Origin of the sequence: Rheinheimera riviphila (assembly GCF_004005945.1) — a bacterium.
Taxonomy (GTDB): domain Bacteria; phylum Pseudomonadota; class Gammaproteobacteria; order Enterobacterales; family Alteromonadaceae; genus Pararheinheimera; species Pararheinheimera riviphila.
The window spans coordinates 312,997-329,790 of the sequence record NZ_SACS01000002.1 but is presented as its reverse complement, the minus strand read 5'-3'; the positions used below and the strand labels follow the sequence as shown (position 1 = coordinate 329,790).

At 47.8% G+C, this 16,794-nt stretch carries 15 protein-coding genes and 1 pseudogene; 3 read left to right on the top strand and 13 right to left on the bottom strand.

Annotation, left to right across the window (positions count from 1 at the left end):
- Positions 1 to 168: 168 nt before the first annotated feature.
- Together EOE67_RS03905 and EOE67_RS03900 are read right to left on the bottom strand one after the other, a co-directional pair.
- Positions 169 to 1,083, bottom strand: coding sequence for a class I SAM-dependent methyltransferase (locus EOE67_RS03905; protein WP_127697728.1), 915 nt, complete (start codon positions 1,081 to 1,083; stop codon positions 169 to 171).
- 133 nt (positions 1,084 to 1,216) lie between these two features.
- Positions 1,217 to 2,299: a glycosyltransferase family protein gene (locus tag EOE67_RS03900; RefSeq protein ID WP_127697727.1), complete on the bottom strand. Its 1,083-nt coding sequence runs from the start codon at positions 2,297 to 2,299 to the stop codon at positions 1,217 to 1,219.
- A gap of 166 nt (positions 2,300 to 2,465) precedes the next feature.
- Here EOE67_RS03900 and EOE67_RS03895 point away from each other — a divergent pair.
- Positions 2,466 to 3,045 (top strand): annotated as a pseudogene (locus EOE67_RS03895) (IS66 family transposase); the annotation flags it as partial.
- A 45-nt stretch (positions 3,046 to 3,090) separates the two neighbouring features.
- On the opposite strand, the gene EOE67_RS03890 reads toward EOE67_RS03895, so the two are convergent.
- Positions 3,091 to 3,537 (bottom strand): hypothetical protein, encoded by a 447-nt coding sequence (locus EOE67_RS03890; RefSeq protein ID WP_127697726.1) that lies wholly within the window; start codon positions 3,535 to 3,537, stop codon positions 3,091 to 3,093.
- 420 nt (positions 3,538 to 3,957) lie between these two features.
- Here EOE67_RS03890 and EOE67_RS03885 point away from each other — a divergent pair, with 420 nt between their 5' ends.
- Complete coding sequence (locus EOE67_RS03885) at positions 3,958 to 4,860, top strand: nucleoside-diphosphate sugar epimerase/dehydratase (protein WP_127697725.1); 903 nt, start codon at positions 3,958 to 3,960, stop codon at positions 4,858 to 4,860.
- A gap of 49 nt (positions 4,861 to 4,909) precedes the next feature.
- Positions 4,910 to 6,370: a glycosyltransferase gene (locus EOE67_RS03880; protein WP_164852211.1), complete on the top strand. Its 1,461-nt coding sequence runs from the start codon at positions 4,910 to 4,912 to the stop codon at positions 6,368 to 6,370.
- On the opposite strand, the gene EOE67_RS03875 is transcribed toward EOE67_RS03880, so the two are convergent.
- The 10 genes from EOE67_RS03875 to pseI form a co-directional block, all read right to left on the bottom strand.
- Positions 6,324 to 7,490, bottom strand: a complete 1,167-nt coding sequence (locus EOE67_RS03875) for a phosphonoacetaldehyde reductase (protein ID WP_164852210.1) — start codon at positions 7,488 to 7,490, stop codon at positions 6,324 to 6,326. The two genes, EOE67_RS03880 and EOE67_RS03875, sit on opposite strands and share 47 nt — an antisense overlap.
- Before the next feature lies 1 nt (position 7,491).
- Positions 7,492 to 8,622 (bottom strand): phosphonopyruvate decarboxylase, encoded by a 1,131-nt coding sequence (aepY, locus tag EOE67_RS03870; RefSeq protein ID WP_127697722.1) that lies wholly within the window; start codon positions 8,620 to 8,622, stop codon positions 7,492 to 7,494.
- Complete coding sequence (aepX, locus tag EOE67_RS03865) at positions 8,623 to 9,924, bottom strand: phosphoenolpyruvate mutase (protein ID WP_127697721.1); 1,302 nt, start codon at positions 9,922 to 9,924, stop codon at positions 8,623 to 8,625.
- Positions 9,925 to 10,155: 231 nt separating this feature from the next.
- Positions 10,156 to 11,331: an acyl-CoA reductase gene (locus EOE67_RS03860; RefSeq protein ID WP_127697720.1), complete on the bottom strand. Its 1,176-nt coding sequence runs from the start codon at positions 11,329 to 11,331 to the stop codon at positions 10,156 to 10,158.
- Entirely contained in the window at positions 11,328 to 12,485 is a 1,158-nt protein-coding gene (locus EOE67_RS03855) for a LuxE/PaaK family acyltransferase (protein WP_127697719.1), read from the bottom strand. Before EOE67_RS03855 ends, EOE67_RS03860 begins: the two co-directional genes overlap by 4 nt.
- On the bottom strand, positions 12,472 to 13,971 hold the full coding sequence (locus EOE67_RS03850; RefSeq protein WP_240652707.1) for an AMP-binding protein: 1,500 nt from the start codon (positions 13,969 to 13,971) through the stop codon (positions 12,472 to 12,474). Before EOE67_RS03850 ends, EOE67_RS03855 begins: the two co-directional genes overlap by 14 nt.
- Complete coding sequence (locus EOE67_RS03845; protein ID WP_127697718.1) at positions 13,968 to 14,723, bottom strand: SDR family NAD(P)-dependent oxidoreductase; 756 nt, start codon at positions 14,721 to 14,723, stop codon at positions 13,968 to 13,970. The genes EOE67_RS03850 and EOE67_RS03845 overlap by 4 nt, the downstream gene beginning before the upstream one ends.
- Entirely contained in the window at positions 14,723 to 15,025 is a 303-nt protein-coding gene (locus tag EOE67_RS03840; RefSeq protein WP_127697717.1) for an acyl carrier protein, read from the bottom strand. The genes EOE67_RS03845 and EOE67_RS03840 overlap by 1 nt, the downstream gene beginning before the upstream one ends.
- Position 15,026: 1 nt before the next feature.
- Positions 15,027 to 15,656, bottom strand: coding sequence for a GNAT family N-acetyltransferase (locus EOE67_RS03835; protein WP_240652706.1), 630 nt, complete (start codon positions 15,654 to 15,656; stop codon positions 15,027 to 15,029).
- Positions 15,653 to 16,711, bottom strand: coding sequence for a pseudaminic acid synthase (gene pseI, locus EOE67_RS03830; protein WP_127697716.1), 1,059 nt, complete (start codon positions 16,709 to 16,711; stop codon positions 15,653 to 15,655). Before pseI ends, EOE67_RS03835 begins: the two co-directional genes overlap by 4 nt.
- Between the last annotated feature and the right edge of the window lie 83 nt (positions 16,712 to 16,794).

Here is a 16,794-nt window from a genome sequence, read left to right as displayed (position 1 = left end):
AAATTGCGAAGAAGTGGACAATGCCACTTAGGGACTGGAAACCGGCGATGAATCAGTTCATTATCATGTACGGTGACCGTGTATCGCTATGATAAACAGCCACTTACACAGAAAATTTTACATACTCTCAAATTAATCCGTAATTGACTTTTTTGGAAATATTAAATTTTACAACTTTTGAATCGCAAAACTTTGTCCTTCTTGGAGATCCATTGTGAGCCACACAAGTCTAAACCGTTGCGATACACAAAATTCATGCACAGCCTCGATTACTCCATAACGATAGTCTGCAGCCCAATTACCCATAGTGTAATCGTGTCCACATATGTATCCGCCGGGCTTAATTACGTGTTGATAAGCTAACAACTCCTGCTTTGTTGTTAAATAGCTATGGTCGGTATCGATATATACCCAGTCCAGACTATGTGTTAGAAAATCTCTAGCTGCTTCAGTAGACAAATTTCTATGCCATACAATTTTTTCTCCATGATGTGATAGCTCATTTCGAAGGTTCATATAATTGTCTTCGTTGTAACGCTCTGAAGCCCAGACGTCAACAAGATGCAAAGTATTCGGTTGCGATATTTCCAGAATTTGTTTTGAAAAATGCCCTTGGGCAACCCCTAGCTCGGCAACCTCTCCGTTTTTTGGCAATAGTTGGAGTAACATACGCCGGTTGACAATGAGTTTGCAATCTTTGATTAATTCATTATCTAATGAAATATTATCAATTAAAGGTATGTCATTTTTTAGTCTGTCAAGACGGTGTTTAACTCGATACTGATTTAGTTCATTATGTAGAGTTGAGATATCTTCACAATCACAAACATAACTAATTGATTTCTGGGTGAGAGATTTTAATTTTTCTGATATTTCTTTATGGTAACTACTTGTGATTACGATTAAATCAAAAGTAAGTGTCGCCAACTCGCTGATATGAAAAATCGGCAATCCAGCTAGTTTCTTACCTTTTTTATTAGGTTCGCCATCGATGAATCCAAGGACGTTATACAATATTGCCGCGGTGGGCAAGTACATTAAACCCATGCTTGATGCGCCATATAAAAATATATTTTTTTTCATGTGATTCCTTATTTAAACAATTAAACTTCTGATTTACATTTCAGATTGTATTGTTTATTTCATGGGTTTAATTTTTTGAAATTTTTATGTTGTGATTGTTCGGTAAGAAATTTCACTATTGCTTATGCCAATTTTATTTAATCGAGTTAATTGCAATCTCAAAATAGTTCCAGTGCTTTTCTCTGCTGTAGATGTTGTTCACTTTATTTCTTCCTGCTTCCGCGATTATTTTGTAATTGTCCCAGTCGCTTAAAATGTTCTCGATTAATGATGGTAGCTCCGAAATATCTTTGTATGTCAGGAAATCTATCCCTGGTGTTAATCCGCTCGGATAAACGCCATATTCAGATAATAAAAGGGCGCCGTTACCAAGAGCTTCAAACACCCGAGCATTACTTTTATAGTCCCCGTTGTAGTCGGTATAGTTATTTACTACAATCTTTGAGTTTCTGATTTTTTTGTAGAGTTCATTTGAAAAAATAGGCAGTTTCACTAAATCCAGATAATCTTGAATGTGTGAAGTGTCGGCGCTTGGTGATATTTGTAAGTGCACATCAATATTTAGTGCTGTTTTTGATTTCATCTCAAGAAGAGTGCTTACAAAACCTCGCCTATTTTTGAATACATTGTTAAGGTACTGTCCGTAAAATAAAACATCGATTTCGCGTTCTCTACCATCTGCTTTCGGCCAATGTTCAGGAATTCCTGGCTGTAATTCAAAGGCTTGCAAGCCCATTTGGCGCCAGTGTTCAATGTATGGGGTATGGAGAGATACGTGCGCATGATATTTTGGAAATGTCATCACCTCCTCTTTAATATATGCATTCCAGCAGATAAATTTCATATCGCTCTCTCCATAAACCTCGTGGAGAGCATCTATAAAATTAACATCTACAAAAGGAGAGAAATCAAAAATGATATCCGGCTGGAATTTTTTTATTTGGGCAATCCGGATTTCTCGAAAGCGTGCTTCTTCTGGCAATCCGTTTTCGGCAGCCCATAATTTTTGTAGTTTGGGATAATTCCATAAAGTGAAAAATACTTCATGTCCAGAGTCCGCTGGCGGAGTAAGGATGTAGGACTCATAAAAACCGTCTGCCAGCAGAATTTTGTGGACATTGTCAAAGGTGAGTTCACCTGGAGCTAGATTAGCTAATTTTTGATCAAGCTGGTCTGAGTAAGCTGGGTACGTGTGAATACATTGATAGATTTTCATAAGCTAATTAATGCTCCTTGCACAACTCGATATTTACTAATTAAATTACGTCAACATTTGTATATGGTCAACATAGTTACAGCGTTTATCAGGGATACGGTCGATACAGTGATGGATTTTCTGACTACAGTGCAAAAAACATGGCAATTTGCTTCGAGGTAGCAGTTATGCCAGTTACGAACAAACATCAGCCACCTTAACCGGTTGCTAGGCGCTGGGGCGTCGCAAGTTTATCGAAGCGCAGCAGGCTCAAGGGAAAGGCAAAACCGGCAAAGCGGATTGGGCGACTAACCAAATCTAGAAGTTGTATGCGGTGGAAATAAAACTGAAAATCCAATCGTTCGAGGTTAAACAGCAACAACGTCAGTTAGTTGCAGTACCTCTGCTTCAGCAACTGTTGGAATGGCTGGAAAAATCCAAAGACACCATTCCCAAAGAAAGTCTGGTCGGCAAAGCCATCAACTACAACCAAAACCATTGGCCGAAGCTCATCAGATATCTCTAAGATGGCCGACTCAATATCGACAACAACGTGCCGAGCGCACTGTAAAACCCTTCGTTATAGGCCGCAAAGCCTAGCTGTTTCCAACTCCAGAACCGGCTCCACTGGCAGCTCCGTGCTTTACTGCATGGTCGAAACCGCCAAAATCAATGTCTTCGAACCATACAAATACCTGACTGAGCTGTTTGAAACGCAGCCGTTCGCCAACACGCCGGAAGCATTGGCTAAACTGCTGCTTTACTGATCGGAACAACAACCATACTGATAGGTGGTTGATATTACGCTTACGTTAGAATGGTAATCCACCATTGATCGGAATACTAAAGGCTTGCGATGTGTTTGGAACTGCACTTGAATAATACCCATGAGCTACCAAGAATACCTGACCTGCGGCTGGTTCAAGTGCCTGACTTTCGATTACACCATAACCTGGAGACGTACCGCCTCCAGAGGTGAGACAAAAGAAGGCTGTTTTTTTTGGCTCTAAGGTAAAAGGAATACCTATCTGGTCAATGATATATTTCGAAGCAACGCTTCCGTTAAATGGAGCGCCTGTACGATTAAACAACTGTACATTAACCAAAGCACTGGTAGTGGACACATTAGAGATGTTAAAGCAAGATTTTCCTCCACCATCCCATATATGATAGTTCGGGATTATAGCGGTCCCAGCATGCGTCTTTGGTAAAAAAGCTGCACTTACAAAAAGCAAAACAGTCACTATGTTTTTTTTCATAGAATTCTCTCCTAGATTGATACTTGTAATGAATTGACTTGGTTTTTTTTGGGGTTTGACTTTTTTCGAAAAAAGTCCTCAAATGCTAACATTTAAACTAAAAAAAGATAATAATTATTGGCGATTTATGGTGCGACAAATGAAGCACAAGTACTAAAAAACAATACAAACTCGAAAGTGAACCTAAGGTGCAGGTAAAAATATTGCGCATGCATACCAAGACAATGAAACGCGAAGAGGTAAAACGCTGACAACATCGAGGGCGGGTCTTTTCCGTTCGCTAGAACGATTGTTTAGCAACTTGAATAAAAAACGAACACTCACGCTCTCGCCCTGCCACTGTAGACCGGTTATGTTCTGGTACTGGTGTGGCAGTAAACTACTGCTTTGCTGTGATCATTATTAATTAAAGGCGATTTTATGCGCAGAACACTGTTATTTGGCGCTGGTCCAGGCGCCGTAATTTACATGAACAATCTGCGGGAGCAGTGTCAGTTTGTTGGCTTTATTGACAACGATGCCAGTAAACACGGCAGTGACTATGCAGGTGTGCCTGTTTATGGCGTCGAGGCCTTATCCAGGCTGGTTTACGATGAAATTGTGATCACGACGCAGTGGGTGGCTGATGTCAAAAAGCAGCTGATTGACGACCTTCATATCAACGAAGGACTGGTTGTGGTTCCAGCAAAAGAACAGCTCAAAGCAATCCGGCCGTTTGAACATGCACCAACAATGGTGTTAGCGCGCCAGTTAATTGCCGCGATAACTTTGCAAGCCCGTCAGGACAACCTGATGCTATGGGTCGACTTTGGCACTCTGCTTGGTTTGGTGCGTGATGGTGATGTGATCCCCTGGGATGATGATGTCGATTTTGCCATCACTGCTGAAACTGCGTCGATGTTTTCGGGTTGGCTGGAGGCACAGCTGACAAAGCTGGATTTGCCGGTAGGTTGGTCAATCGACGTGCTGTGTGATGTGACTGAGCAAATCCAGAGTGTATTGCTGCGTTGGCGGGATTCAGAGCAGGTCAGGCCTTTTGTGGTGTCTTTTAGTGTCCGGAAGGAATCAGATGGCATGAGCAGGCATATGCCAAGCCTTGGCATGTGGTATGCGCCAGCCGTGCATTTTAATGCTCAAGACTGGTTAGACTGGAACGGTATAAAAGTACCGGTACCGCAAGACCGCGAAGCCTACCTGACCTTTGTTTACGGCGACTGGCGGGTCCCAAAACAGCAGATGCAAATCACTGATTATGCGCATTTGCAGGAATCCAGTTTTGAAAGCTTTAAAGAAGCCGGTTTGCATACTAAAAAAGTTTGTTAGACCTCGCAGTTGTTTTTATTGAACTGAATTCAAAATTAATTGGATGATCATGAATTTATTGCCAAAAGTGTCGTTGTTTGTGTTTTGTTATCAGCAAGCAGACTTTATTGCACAGGCGCTGACCGCTGCACTGGCGCAGGATTATGGCAATCTGCAGATCATAGTTTCAGATGATTCATCGGCAGATGATTCATACACTATAGTTCAGGCCCTTGCTGCAGAGTATCAGGGGCCACATCAACTGACAATCAATCGCAATGAACAGAACCTCGGAATTGGCCGCCATTTTATTCATATTATGGAAAACCTGGCGCAAGGTGAACTGATAGTCGCCTCGGCCGGGGATGATATTTGTGCGACAAACCGGGTCAGCAGAATTGTTGAGGAGTGGCTTGCCAGCGGCAGACCCGCGGTGGTGGCGCATGGCCTGGAAGAAATTGACGAGCTTGGGCAACCTTTTGCCGGAAGCCGCACCGTGCAATATCGACTGCAGAATGATCCGCACCTGTGGCCAAAGACCATGGCACTGCAAGATTATCTACAACATCCTTTCCCATTGCCGTTTATCGGGGCTGCTTTGGCATATCGTCGGGATATCTATCAGCTGTTTGGTACGCCAAAAGCCGAGCCTGCTTATGAAGATCATCTGATGTATTTCCGGGCTTTACTCAGTGACGGTCTGTATTTTTTCCCAGATGTGCTGGTGAAATACCGCCGGCACAGTAATAACTTCACCGCGAAACCGGCACAGCCTCAACCTAAAAGTTTACCAGTGCCGGCCTTGTATGCGGCCTGGCTGCAAAACCCTACATTGTTTCAGCCGGCCGATGTTGGCATATTCCGGTTGCATCAGCTGACGACTCAACAGTGGCTCGACTATGGTCATGCAATAAAAGCTGGGACTGTCGCGGTGGAAGTAGGCGTTGCGACGGAGCTATGGCAGCAGTTGCACTGGCGGCACCGATTATTGCTGAAATATCAGCGTCCTGGCGCAGCAGCGCTGAGTTCATTCCGTCATGGTGTAAGTCAGATATTTTCCGCGTGCTGCTGGCAATTTGGCTACAAAAAGTATCGATATCACGACCATCTGCTAGGCGCCAGTTATGTAAAACCGCTGCGGACAGTGATATTTGCCGCAGGTTCAGGTGGAGAAAAAGCTTTGGCAAATCTGGGCGGGGCTTTTGTGGTGGTGGCAGTTTGCGACAACAACACTAAGCTGCATGGCGGCAGGTTTTGCGGGTTGCCGGTCATTAGCCCCAAACAGCTGCAAGACCGTATTGAGACTATCGACTGTATTGTGGTTGCAAGTACCTATTATCATGAAATTAAAGCGACTTTGACCGAACAATGGGCGATCCCTGCAACTAAATTAAGCCGGGCTCCGTTCTCATGTATCACCCGGTCTTTTCCATCAGGTGTCACCGCAGCACTGAGCTCAGCTTTTATCATCTCGACGGCATTGCTTACGCTATTAGTGCTATCAGCTCTGGTGGCACTGGTGCTGTTTTAAGTAAAACTTCACTGCGTTGTAGCAGCGCGATCAAATCCGGTGCTGCGAATGGCAGGATAAAATTGGCAGCCCGATCAGGGTGAAACATCTCATCAGTCCGGCTGTAAATCTGCGTAAAATCAACTTTTGCCAGTAGCGCCTGATATAAAGGCAGTTTTCGCAGTAAGTCACTTGCTTGTCCCAACGTCGGTTGCAGATGTTTTAATTCGGCCGAAGCTTGCACCATTTCCAACAAAGCAGGTAGTGTAAAGCTGCAGGCCAAACCATGTGGCACTGTATAATGACTGGTTAGTGGGTAACTAATAGCATGGGCTATCGCGGTACGTGTAGTGCTGATGGCAAGCCCCGCTAACAAACTGGCGGTTTGCATCGCCTGACGAGCCGCAAGATCGGACGGTGATATTAAGGCGGTGGGAAAATGGCGTGCCAGCAGGGCAATCGCTTGCTGGGCATAAGCCTCGCTAATTGGCGTGCGGTGTTTATTCCACAATGACTCTAAACTGTGTGATAACGCATCCAGGCCAGAAAACAGCGTTTCGTCGGCTGGCAAACTTAGCGTCAGGCTGGCATCCAACAACGCCACATCCGGATAGACTGCGGTGCCACTTAACGAAAACTTTTGTTTCTGTTTATCATCCCAGATAGTGGCAAAAGGCGTGACTTCAGAACCGGTCCCGGCCGTGGTTGGGATTAACAGTAACGGCAGCCTGGAGCTTGGCTGAAGGATGTTCTTCCCCCTGAAAAGCTGATCTAAAGGTGCTGGTGTTGTTTCAGCAAGCGTCAGCATCAGCGCCACCGCTTTAGCAGCGTCCATTGCGCTACCACCACCTAAACCTATCACTGCGGCAACCGGTTGTGTTGCATACTGATTTATCCAGCTGTCGATACTGTCGATATCCGGGTTGGCAGTCACCTCATCAATAATCAGTAGCGGTAGTGGGAACAGCCATGCAGCAAGTTGCGCTGTGATGCCACGTTTGGTAAAGCCGGCGGTGGTGACAAGCAACACCGCTGCTTGCGCTTTAATTTGCTCAGCGGACAGCAACATTTGCAGCGCTGGTTGGAGCGTCTGCTGCAACGGGCCACTGCAAATCCGTACCGGTTGGTGATGGGTCCACATGTTAGCTGCCGGCATGAGCAAGATGTTCCATAAATGCCTGTTTGTTTTGTTCCGGAGTACTTTTAGGTCTGGCTAAATCTGCTCTGGAACCGCAGGCGATAGTGATTTCCAGCATATTCGGCCCTGACGTCGTGGCACATTGCTGCCAAATCATCTCTAATTCTGGTGCTGAGGCCGCATGGAAGTAATTTTGGTAACCAAACGCCAGTGCGACTGACTTAAGATCCAGCTTGCCGGCCACAGTCTGCTGGCCACCAACAGATTCGTGGGCGCTGTTATTCAACACCACATGCAGCAAGTTCGTCGCCTTACTTTGACCAATAATAGCGGCCGCGCCAAGATGCATTAACAAAGCGCCATCGCCATCGAGGCAGGTGACTTTCTGCTCTGGTTTTGCCAATGCCAGGCCCAGTGCGATAGAACTGGCATGGCCCATCGCACCCACAGTTAAAAAGTCGCGTTGTAATTGTCCGGCCTGCGCTCTGAGCTCATAGAGTTCACGGGAGGTTTTGCCGGTCGTGGCAACGAATGCCGTATCAGCTTCGGATAACTGCAATAATGTTTTGAGGGCAGCTTCGCGGCTAAATTGAGTTTTCGTCTCCGAAACTTTCACTGGTTTGTAGGCAGAAAAAGTGTCTTTGTGCACCAGGATCGCAACCGGGCATTGTGAATTCAGCATCGTGCTTGTCGCTTGTGCCAGGACCGTTTGAAAGTCACTTTCGGCATGCAGGCTAAAAGCAGGAACATCCAGCAAGCTCAACATTTGCGGGGTGATCCGGCCTTGTTTCACATGCTGTGGTTCATCTTTAACGCCAGGCTCTCCGCGCCAGCCAATAATCAGTAAGGCAGGAATGCGATAGACTTCAGCATCAGTCAGTGAAGTCAGTGGATTCACCACATTTCCTAATCCGGAATTTTGCATATAAACACAAGCAGGTTTGCCGGTGCCGAGATAATATCCTGCCGCCATGGCTAATGCGTTGCCTTCATTGGCGGTGATCGTGTGTTGCCCTACTGGCAAAGTATCGTCGATATAGGCGCACAGACTTTGCAACAACGAATCAGGTACGCCGGTAAAAAAGTGGATGCCAAGCTTATGCAGCTCAGCTGAGAAATCAGCCGGGCTAATCATTTACTTGCCTCCCGGGATCAACTCAAGAATTTGCTGTATGGGCATCATATCGGCATCGGCTTCAGCCGAACGGCTATGCGTCAGAATCGATTCGGCAGTTTTTATCATGGCTGGATATGCACTGCGCAGTAGCTGATTGGCGTAAATCACTACATTCACGCCATGTTCTGTCAGCTCTTTTTCTGTTACTTTGTTGTAGCTTGATGGCACGGCCACCAGGGTTTTGCGGTTTTCCAGCTGATTGTATCTTTTACAGAATTCAAACACTTCATCTGGCGTTTTTTCACGGCTGTGGATCATAATGCCATCGGCTCCTGCATCCAGGAAAGCTTCCGCTCTTTGCATCGCGTGATCAACGCCCATGCCTAAAATCAGGCTTTCGATGCGGGCGATAATCATAAAATCACGGGTGGCCTGAGCATTTTTGCCAGCGCGGATTTTGGCACAGAAGTTTTCTACGCTGTCCTGAGTTTGTTCGACATCGGTGCCAAATAACGAATTTTTCTTCAGGCCGGTTTTATCTTCGATGATCACCGCCGACACCCCAAGGCGCTCCAAGGTTTTAACGGTAAACACAAAATGTTCGGTTTTGCCGCCAGTGTCGCCGTCATAAATAATCGGTTTGGTGGTGACTTCCAGCACTTCGTTTAAGGTCACCATGCGGGACGATACGTCTACCGCTTCGATATCAGGTTTACCTTTAGCGGTAGAGTCGGTGAGGCTGCTGCCCCACATGCCATCAAATTCCTGCGGGCCATGTGGTGTATTTACTTTTGTGTTTTCAATAATTAAACCAGACAGTGCGTTGTGAATATCTAAAAAACGGACCAGTGGTTTTGCCGCCAACATCCGACGCAGTGAACGCAGACGAACATCCGGCGTAGTGCCAATTTCTTTCATGGCGGCATGCAAGCGGGTCGAAGAGATCCCCTGCGTGTAGGGCACTTCGACCAGTTTACCGCCCCATTGTGCCAATGCATCAATCACTCTTTGCCTGGTTTTGGCCTGAACGCCATCTTTCCAGTCGTCGCCGTGCACCACATAATCAGGTTTCAGTTGCTCCAGATTAGGAACGTAATCCAGTGTGGTTTGTGGGATGACCTGGGTGACGCCTTTGATATTTTCAATGACAATTTTACGTTGTTCAAAAGTCATAAAAGGGACGCGTTTATAACTGGCAATCGCCTGATCGGTTAATAAGCCTACGACAACGTTGCCAAGTTCGGCCGCTTTTTGCAGGATATTCAGATGCCCTGGGTGAACTAAATCGGCACTCATGCCAACATATACTGTCTTTGTCATAGAAATTCCTGATTCAGAATACGGATAAGGTCAGAGACATGACCTATCAAGGTTATCGTCCACGGCTGAAATTAATTTACACCTAATTTGTTCTTTCATGACCAACAATGCATTTTTGTCGGAATATTCAGCCTTCCTCGGCATTTGTTCACCTGAACCTGCGGTATCCAGCTGCGGATACTGAGACTTTATTCAGCTAACGACGGTAATCGTCTGGTAGTCGTAGTAAATTTACAACAAACAAACCACCTTGCGGCTAAACTGCTCAATCAAATTCACGCCATCCCAGTCCGGACTAAAACTCAGTGCCTGACCAACTGGCATCACCCGGTCAAGGCCTGTGTGCACGGAACTCAGCCAGTTTTTCAGCTGCATTGCATCCACACCCCACACCGTTAATGTCTGATGTGCCTGGGTTAGCATTGGGTTTAGCAGCTGTAAGTCGGTGAGTGGTAATTCCAGAAACAAACCACAGCCTTGATGCTGTTGGGTAAATATTGGTTCCAACTGGGTAACTTTAATCCGGGAAATTGTTTGTTGCTGGGTCAATGTCAGCTGAGTTTCACTACTCATGATTAGCTGCTGTGCATTGGCGAGTGCCTGATATTGCTCGCTGGCATTGAGCGGTTGTTTTTGCGCCACCAGCCCGGTGAAAGCTGGCCAGAACCGCAGCTGGGCTTGTTGTACTTGAGCGGTATCGCCAAGCCAAAGCACGGCTTTAGCAGAAGAACAACCTTGCTGGGAAAAGGTCAGTTGGTCGCGATAAAACAGCTGCAGCAGTTGCTGGAATTGCGTCTCATCGGCCTTCAATAATGCTTCAGCATCCAATAAGCACAACGAAAACTTATGACCAAAACTCAGTTCGCGGGCGTGTGCTGGCATCACTAATTGGCGCTGCGCCTGAATAGCTTGGTCTGAACCCCACAATACGCGGCTATCGACCTCTGCAATCAGTGCTGTTAATTGTGGGCTGTCATAACTGCATTGGATTAACTGAAAACGGGCATTTTGTGCCGGAAATTCGCTAGCGAGGTAACGGAGTTTATCTATCAATATAGCCGTGCTGCCACCACTGCGACTGGACAGTCGAATGACGTTTTGGTTGCCGCAGAGCAAACTTAAAATACCTGAATAGACAAATAAACTGTCGACGTTAGCCGGGGCGCTATGAAAGACCAGGCCTAACGGATGGCGGAAAAAATCGGTTTGTTGATATTGTGCCAACAGCGGTTTTAAATTTGCCTGGCGTAACCAGAATCCAAGCGCGATTAAATCCGGATAATCACGGCTTTGCGGATCCTTGAGTAGTGCTTCCGATAAAGCCTGACAATAGGCGAAATCTTCTGGTGCAAAAGGAATGCGCAGCACCGCTGTTTCAGTGGCAGGATTTAGCACGGTAAAACTCATAGTGCACCTCCTGTCTGAGTTTCTGCCTGAACGCCTGACTGGAGTTCAGGCATAGCTTTGCGCTGAATAGCCGGGGCAAAAGTATCACTGCAACCCCGCGCTTCAGCCTGTGGCAAACGCCCCAGAATACGGAAGTATTTACCCGCTAAACCACAACTGCAATTGTCTTCGCCGAGCAGTTGCGCTCTGTCTTCGGTCAACAAACTATGCCCTGGATAGCTGCGGGGTAAGGTCGATAGCAGCTGCAACACGCCGGTTTCGCCGATATCTGCCAGTTGCCAGCTGCCGGGGCGGCGCACCAGTACATCAGCATAGACCGGGCAGTGCAGATGACCGCTGCTACATTCGACAAAAATAGCGCCGATTTGCTCGACCATGCCGTAAAAATTGTGCACGCGGGAAACGCCAGTAAGTTCGGCCACCGTTTGCTTAAACTGCTGATTACTCACGGCTTGATCTTCGAGTTTTTTCCAGCCGCCGCTATGCAGCAAAATACCTTCTGGCAAATGAATTCGACGGCCACTTTGCTTTAATGCCTGCAGCAAATGTTGCCAGACCATAAAGGTAAAACCAAATAACAACACGGGCCCATCACCATAGGTTTCAACAAATTGCTCAAGCGCCGGCCAATTCAGACTCATATCGGCGTTCAAGGCGTAACAATGGTTGCGCCCCATAAAACTCAGGCCCTGAATGCCAGCGCCACGGGCAGAAAAACTGCTGCGATCGCTAACCACACCCGGATGGTCCAGGATTAACATCGGCAAACGGGCTTTACCCAGCCAATGTTGCATGATTTTGACCAGAATTTTCGATTGCACAGCGGCGCTGTCGCGATCAAGAAAAATTCTGGATGGAGTACCGGTGGTGCCGCTGGAATATAAGGTTTTAAACACCGCTTCAGTGGCAACAGAACGAAGTTCCAGCTGTTTAAATAAACGTACGGCGAGATAGGGCAGTTGCGCCAGATGGTCGACGCTGTGGTGATTGCCGGCAGCATTCACGGCAAAATCTGGCCACTGCGCGGTCACTAACTGCTGATAGGCCGGACATTGCTGCTGATGCCATAACGTCAGCGCCTGCAGCTCTGCCAGCAACCGTGGTGTTTTATCAGTGGCAATCAGGGCATATGGCAGTTCATCAGCCAGCTGCATCGCTATTGCCTCCGCTGGCTAAGTTAAAAATGGCCTGATAGTGAATTTTGCCGCTGCTGGTATACGGAATATCGCGTAATAACAGAACTTTAAATAATGTTGGGTGCAGATGCAGTTGCTGCTGTAAATAATTGCTGATGTGCGCCGGTGCTTTTGACGCGGCGTTAGGGTCAATGGCTCCGACCACGAGTAAATCGTCGCGGCCGGTACAAACGACTTTGAAGCCCTGACTGCTAAACGTGGCTTCCAGATGATCCAGCGTCCAGCGTTTACCCTGCAGTTTTAGCATCCGGTTTAACCGGCCAACAATCCGATACAGACCATTCGGCAATCGCTCGGCCAGATCGCCGGTCGCCAGTTCTTCGAGCTGCTGCGTGGTGCGCAGTTCAGCGGAATTGGTGGCATAACCCAGCATCACATTGGCGCCGCGATAACAAAGCTCACCGGCAGTCAGCGCTTTTTCAATCAGTGAACGATCCTGCGGCTCGCGCAGCAGCAATTCGCCGCCCGGAATGGCATGGCCAATACAATCGGCATGGTTGGGCAGATATTCGGGTGCCAGATAAGCGATGCGGGCGGTGGCTTCGGTTTGGCCGTACATCAGATAAATCGGAATGGGCCGCTGCTGACTGAGCTGCTGCAGGTAACTGGTGAGCTCGGAGGTTAACTTGCCACCGGCCTGGGTCAGGTAACGTAAAGCCGGTAGTGGTAACCGTTCAAAGCGTAAGGTTTTTAACATTTGATAGCTAAAGGGCACACCGGCCAGGCTGGTCACCTGCTGCTGATTGACCAGTTGCCAGAATTCTTTGTTCATCACTGAATAATCGGTCAGGACTATTTTGGCGCCCAGCAATAAATGGCTGTTCAACACCGACAAGCCATAGGAATAATGCAACGGCAAGGCGGTGATGGCGGCATCGGTGTCGAGCATGGGTAAATATTGACTGATAGAAAGTGCATTCGCCTGCAGATTCACTTGCGATAGCATCACCGATTTTGGACTACCGGTGCTGCCTGAAGTGCTGAGTAATAAGGCTAAATCAGCTCTTGCCCGAAAGGCTGAAGAACTAATGCGGGTCATTTCGCCTTGTTCATTAATCAGCGCCGCAATTTCCAAACGCTTGGTCAGTTCGTCGAGCTGAGCGACGGGAAGTGCTGGATCCAGCAGCAATAAGGGCCGTTGATGGCGCAGACAACTTAAATAAGCGACGACTGAAGTTAAATTATTGCGGCATTGCAGCGCGCAAATCTGATGTGGCCAGACATCAAATCGGACAAAGTTTTGCGCAAAATGGTCGGCCAATTGTGCCAGCGTCTGGTAGCTAATGTGCTGGCCGTCATTCAGGATTAATGCAGTGGCATCACCAAACTGCTCGAGCTGGCGGGCAAAATGGCGCCGGCGCTGCAACGGTTGTTGTTCCTGCAATGCTTGCTGTGCCTGAGTTAGCACATCGTCGATCATGTCTGTCGGCTTCGGGTCGCTCATAGGCTAAAACCACCATCAATCGCGATGATTTGGCCGCTGATATAACTGGCGTTTTTTGAACATAAAAACTGCACCAAAGCAGCGACTTCATCGGCCTGACCGGTGCGGCCAAGGCTGATTTGCTGGCACAGCTGTTGTTTTTGATCGTTGCTGTAATGCGCCGTGAGATCTGTTTCAATAAAACCAGGCGCCACGGCATTCACCCGAATTCCGAGTGCCCCCAGCTCTTTGGCCAATGCTTTGGTGAGTCCCGACACCGCCGCTTTACTGGCAGCATAGGCGGATTGGCCAATAGCACCACTTTCGCCAACTTTCGATGCTAAATTAACGATATTTCCTGATTTTTGTCGTGACATCAGCCGCGCGGCCAGCTGACAACACTGATAACTGGCGCTGACATTCAGCGAAAATAATGCCTGTAGATCAGCGAGCCTGGTCATGCCCAGCATGCTGTCCTGCATCATGCCGGCGGCATTGACCAGATGATCTAATCGTTGATGTTGTTGTTTGATTTGATTAAACATTTGCAGCACTGCGGCTTGATCAGTTAAGTCGCATGGCAGCACGGTCGCTGAAGCCGCACCGGCCTTACGGCATTGTTCAGCGATGACGGATAATCCAAGCTCATTACGGGCGGTTAACAGCACATGATGACCTGACGCCGCCAACCGCAGTGCCACTGCCGCACCAATGCCACGGCTGGCGCCGGTGACGAGGCTTATTGGCGTGTCAAAGTCGGCTGCCGCACCCATTAATCGGAACCTGCGGGATCAGTGGTGATATGCTCAAACACCACGCCGTGTTTGCTCAGAATGGTTTTGGCCATTTGCACCGAGCTCATATCGATAATGTCGTCGGTATCCAGCATCAGATTAAAACAATTTTCCAGTTCAGCAATCAGCAGCATATGGGCGGTCGAATCCCATTCGGCGATGCTGTTATAAGCTAAATCATCGCTAATGCGCGCCACATCAATCGCCAGCGCCGTGGCAAAAGCATGTTTTAAGCGGCCGGTGTTGCTGATTTGAAGGTCGGTATGAGTGGCTGCTGTCATATTAGTTCCGGATAAATGGGGCAAAGGCTGCCGCTGCTTGTAGATGATTTTCATTATTCAGTGTGAATACCGCCAGCTCAACCTGTTCAAAGCCAGCTAATTCGTCGCCAGTCTGCACTGTGACATTGTCGGGCTGGCGTTGATAACCGAGTTTTTCATTAAAGCGCAAAGCGGCGCTATTGCTCAGTTTCACTTGTGCTAACAGTGTCTTACAGTTCAGGCTTTTAAAGCAATACTGATTCAGCGCCAGCGCCGGGAAAAATGCTAAAAGGGTGCCGCGAAATCGTGGGTGTGCCAGATAAAAGCCTGATTCAATGGTTTCACTTTGTCCAAGTTCCAGGCCATCGGCACTTTTTAAATTACAGGCGCCGATGGCTTCATCTTTGTAGTAAATCACAAATTGCGCCTGACGTTTATCCTGTTGAACACGCGCAAACCATTGTTGCTGCATTTCTGCGCTAATCAGTTGTTGCTGCAACATTGGCGCTGCAATCACTGGATCGTTGCGCCACTGGCGTAATAATTCAAGTTGCTGCCGTTGCAGTGGTCGTAGTTCGACCGAAAATTCGCTGATCTTTTGCTGGTGCCACATGCTGTCGCTTGGTTCGATATCCAGGATTTCAGCAGTCAAAGTAATAAATCCCAGCTAAGTGCAGTACCACGTTTAACATCCGCTTTCACTTGCCGTCCAAGCACCAACTCCAGGTATTTCGGCGCTAAGCCAAGACCAGGCCGAATAGCGCGTAAATTTTCTGCGCTTAGCACAGTGCCCGCTGCTAAATCAGTGCTGATATACAAGGAGCGGCGATGTTTACGCGAAGCAATTTCTTTGTCGGTGACACCATAATGCACCTTACCCAGCGCGGTCCAGGCACGTTCGGTTTCGTCGACCAGCTGTTTCATCTCAAACGGTTCCAGCGAAAACTCGGCATCCACACCGCCTTCACTGCGATCCAGTACAAAGTGTTTTTCAATCACGGTAGCGCCAAGTGCCACGGCGGCAATGGATACGCCGATGCCAGTGGTGTGGTCGGAAAGCCCGGCCTGACAGTCAAATAACTGCGCCAGATGGGGGATGGTTAGCAAGTTTGCATCAACCGGTCGCGCCGGATAATTGCTGGTGCATTTAAGCAACATCAGCTCGTTACAGCCGTGACGTTTTAATACATCCACCGCATCGGCAAGCTCGGCAATGCTGGCCATACCGGTGGACATAATCACCGGTTTGCCGGTTTTCGCGACCGCCGCTAATAACGCATGATCGGTATTTTCAAAAGAGGCAATCTTGTAGCAAGGCACGTTGAGCGACTCTAAAAAGTCGACTGCGGTTAAATCAAACGGGGTGCTAAAGGCCAGCATACCGTGGCTATTGGCGCGCTCGAAGATGGCTTGATGCCAATCCCACGGCGTGTGGGCAATTTGATAGAGCTTGTACAACGAAGTGCCGGCCCAGAGACTTTCCGGGTTATCGATAAAGAACTCGCCGCTGTCGATATCCAGCGTCATGGTGTCGGCGGTATAGGTTTGCAGTTTAATTGCCTGGGCGCCAGCAGCTGCGGCGGCGTCCACCATGGCGAGGGCTTTGTCGAGTGATTGATCATGATTGCCGGACAATTCGGCAATAATCAAAGGCCGGTGTGCGGCGCCGACCTGAACATGACCCAGTTGGATGGTGGTTACTGCCATAAAACTCTACTCTTAGTTGTGGATCCTGCAGCTAGAAGCCCGGATCGAAGTTTTGTTGCTGCTGTAGCAAAGTTTATGCGATT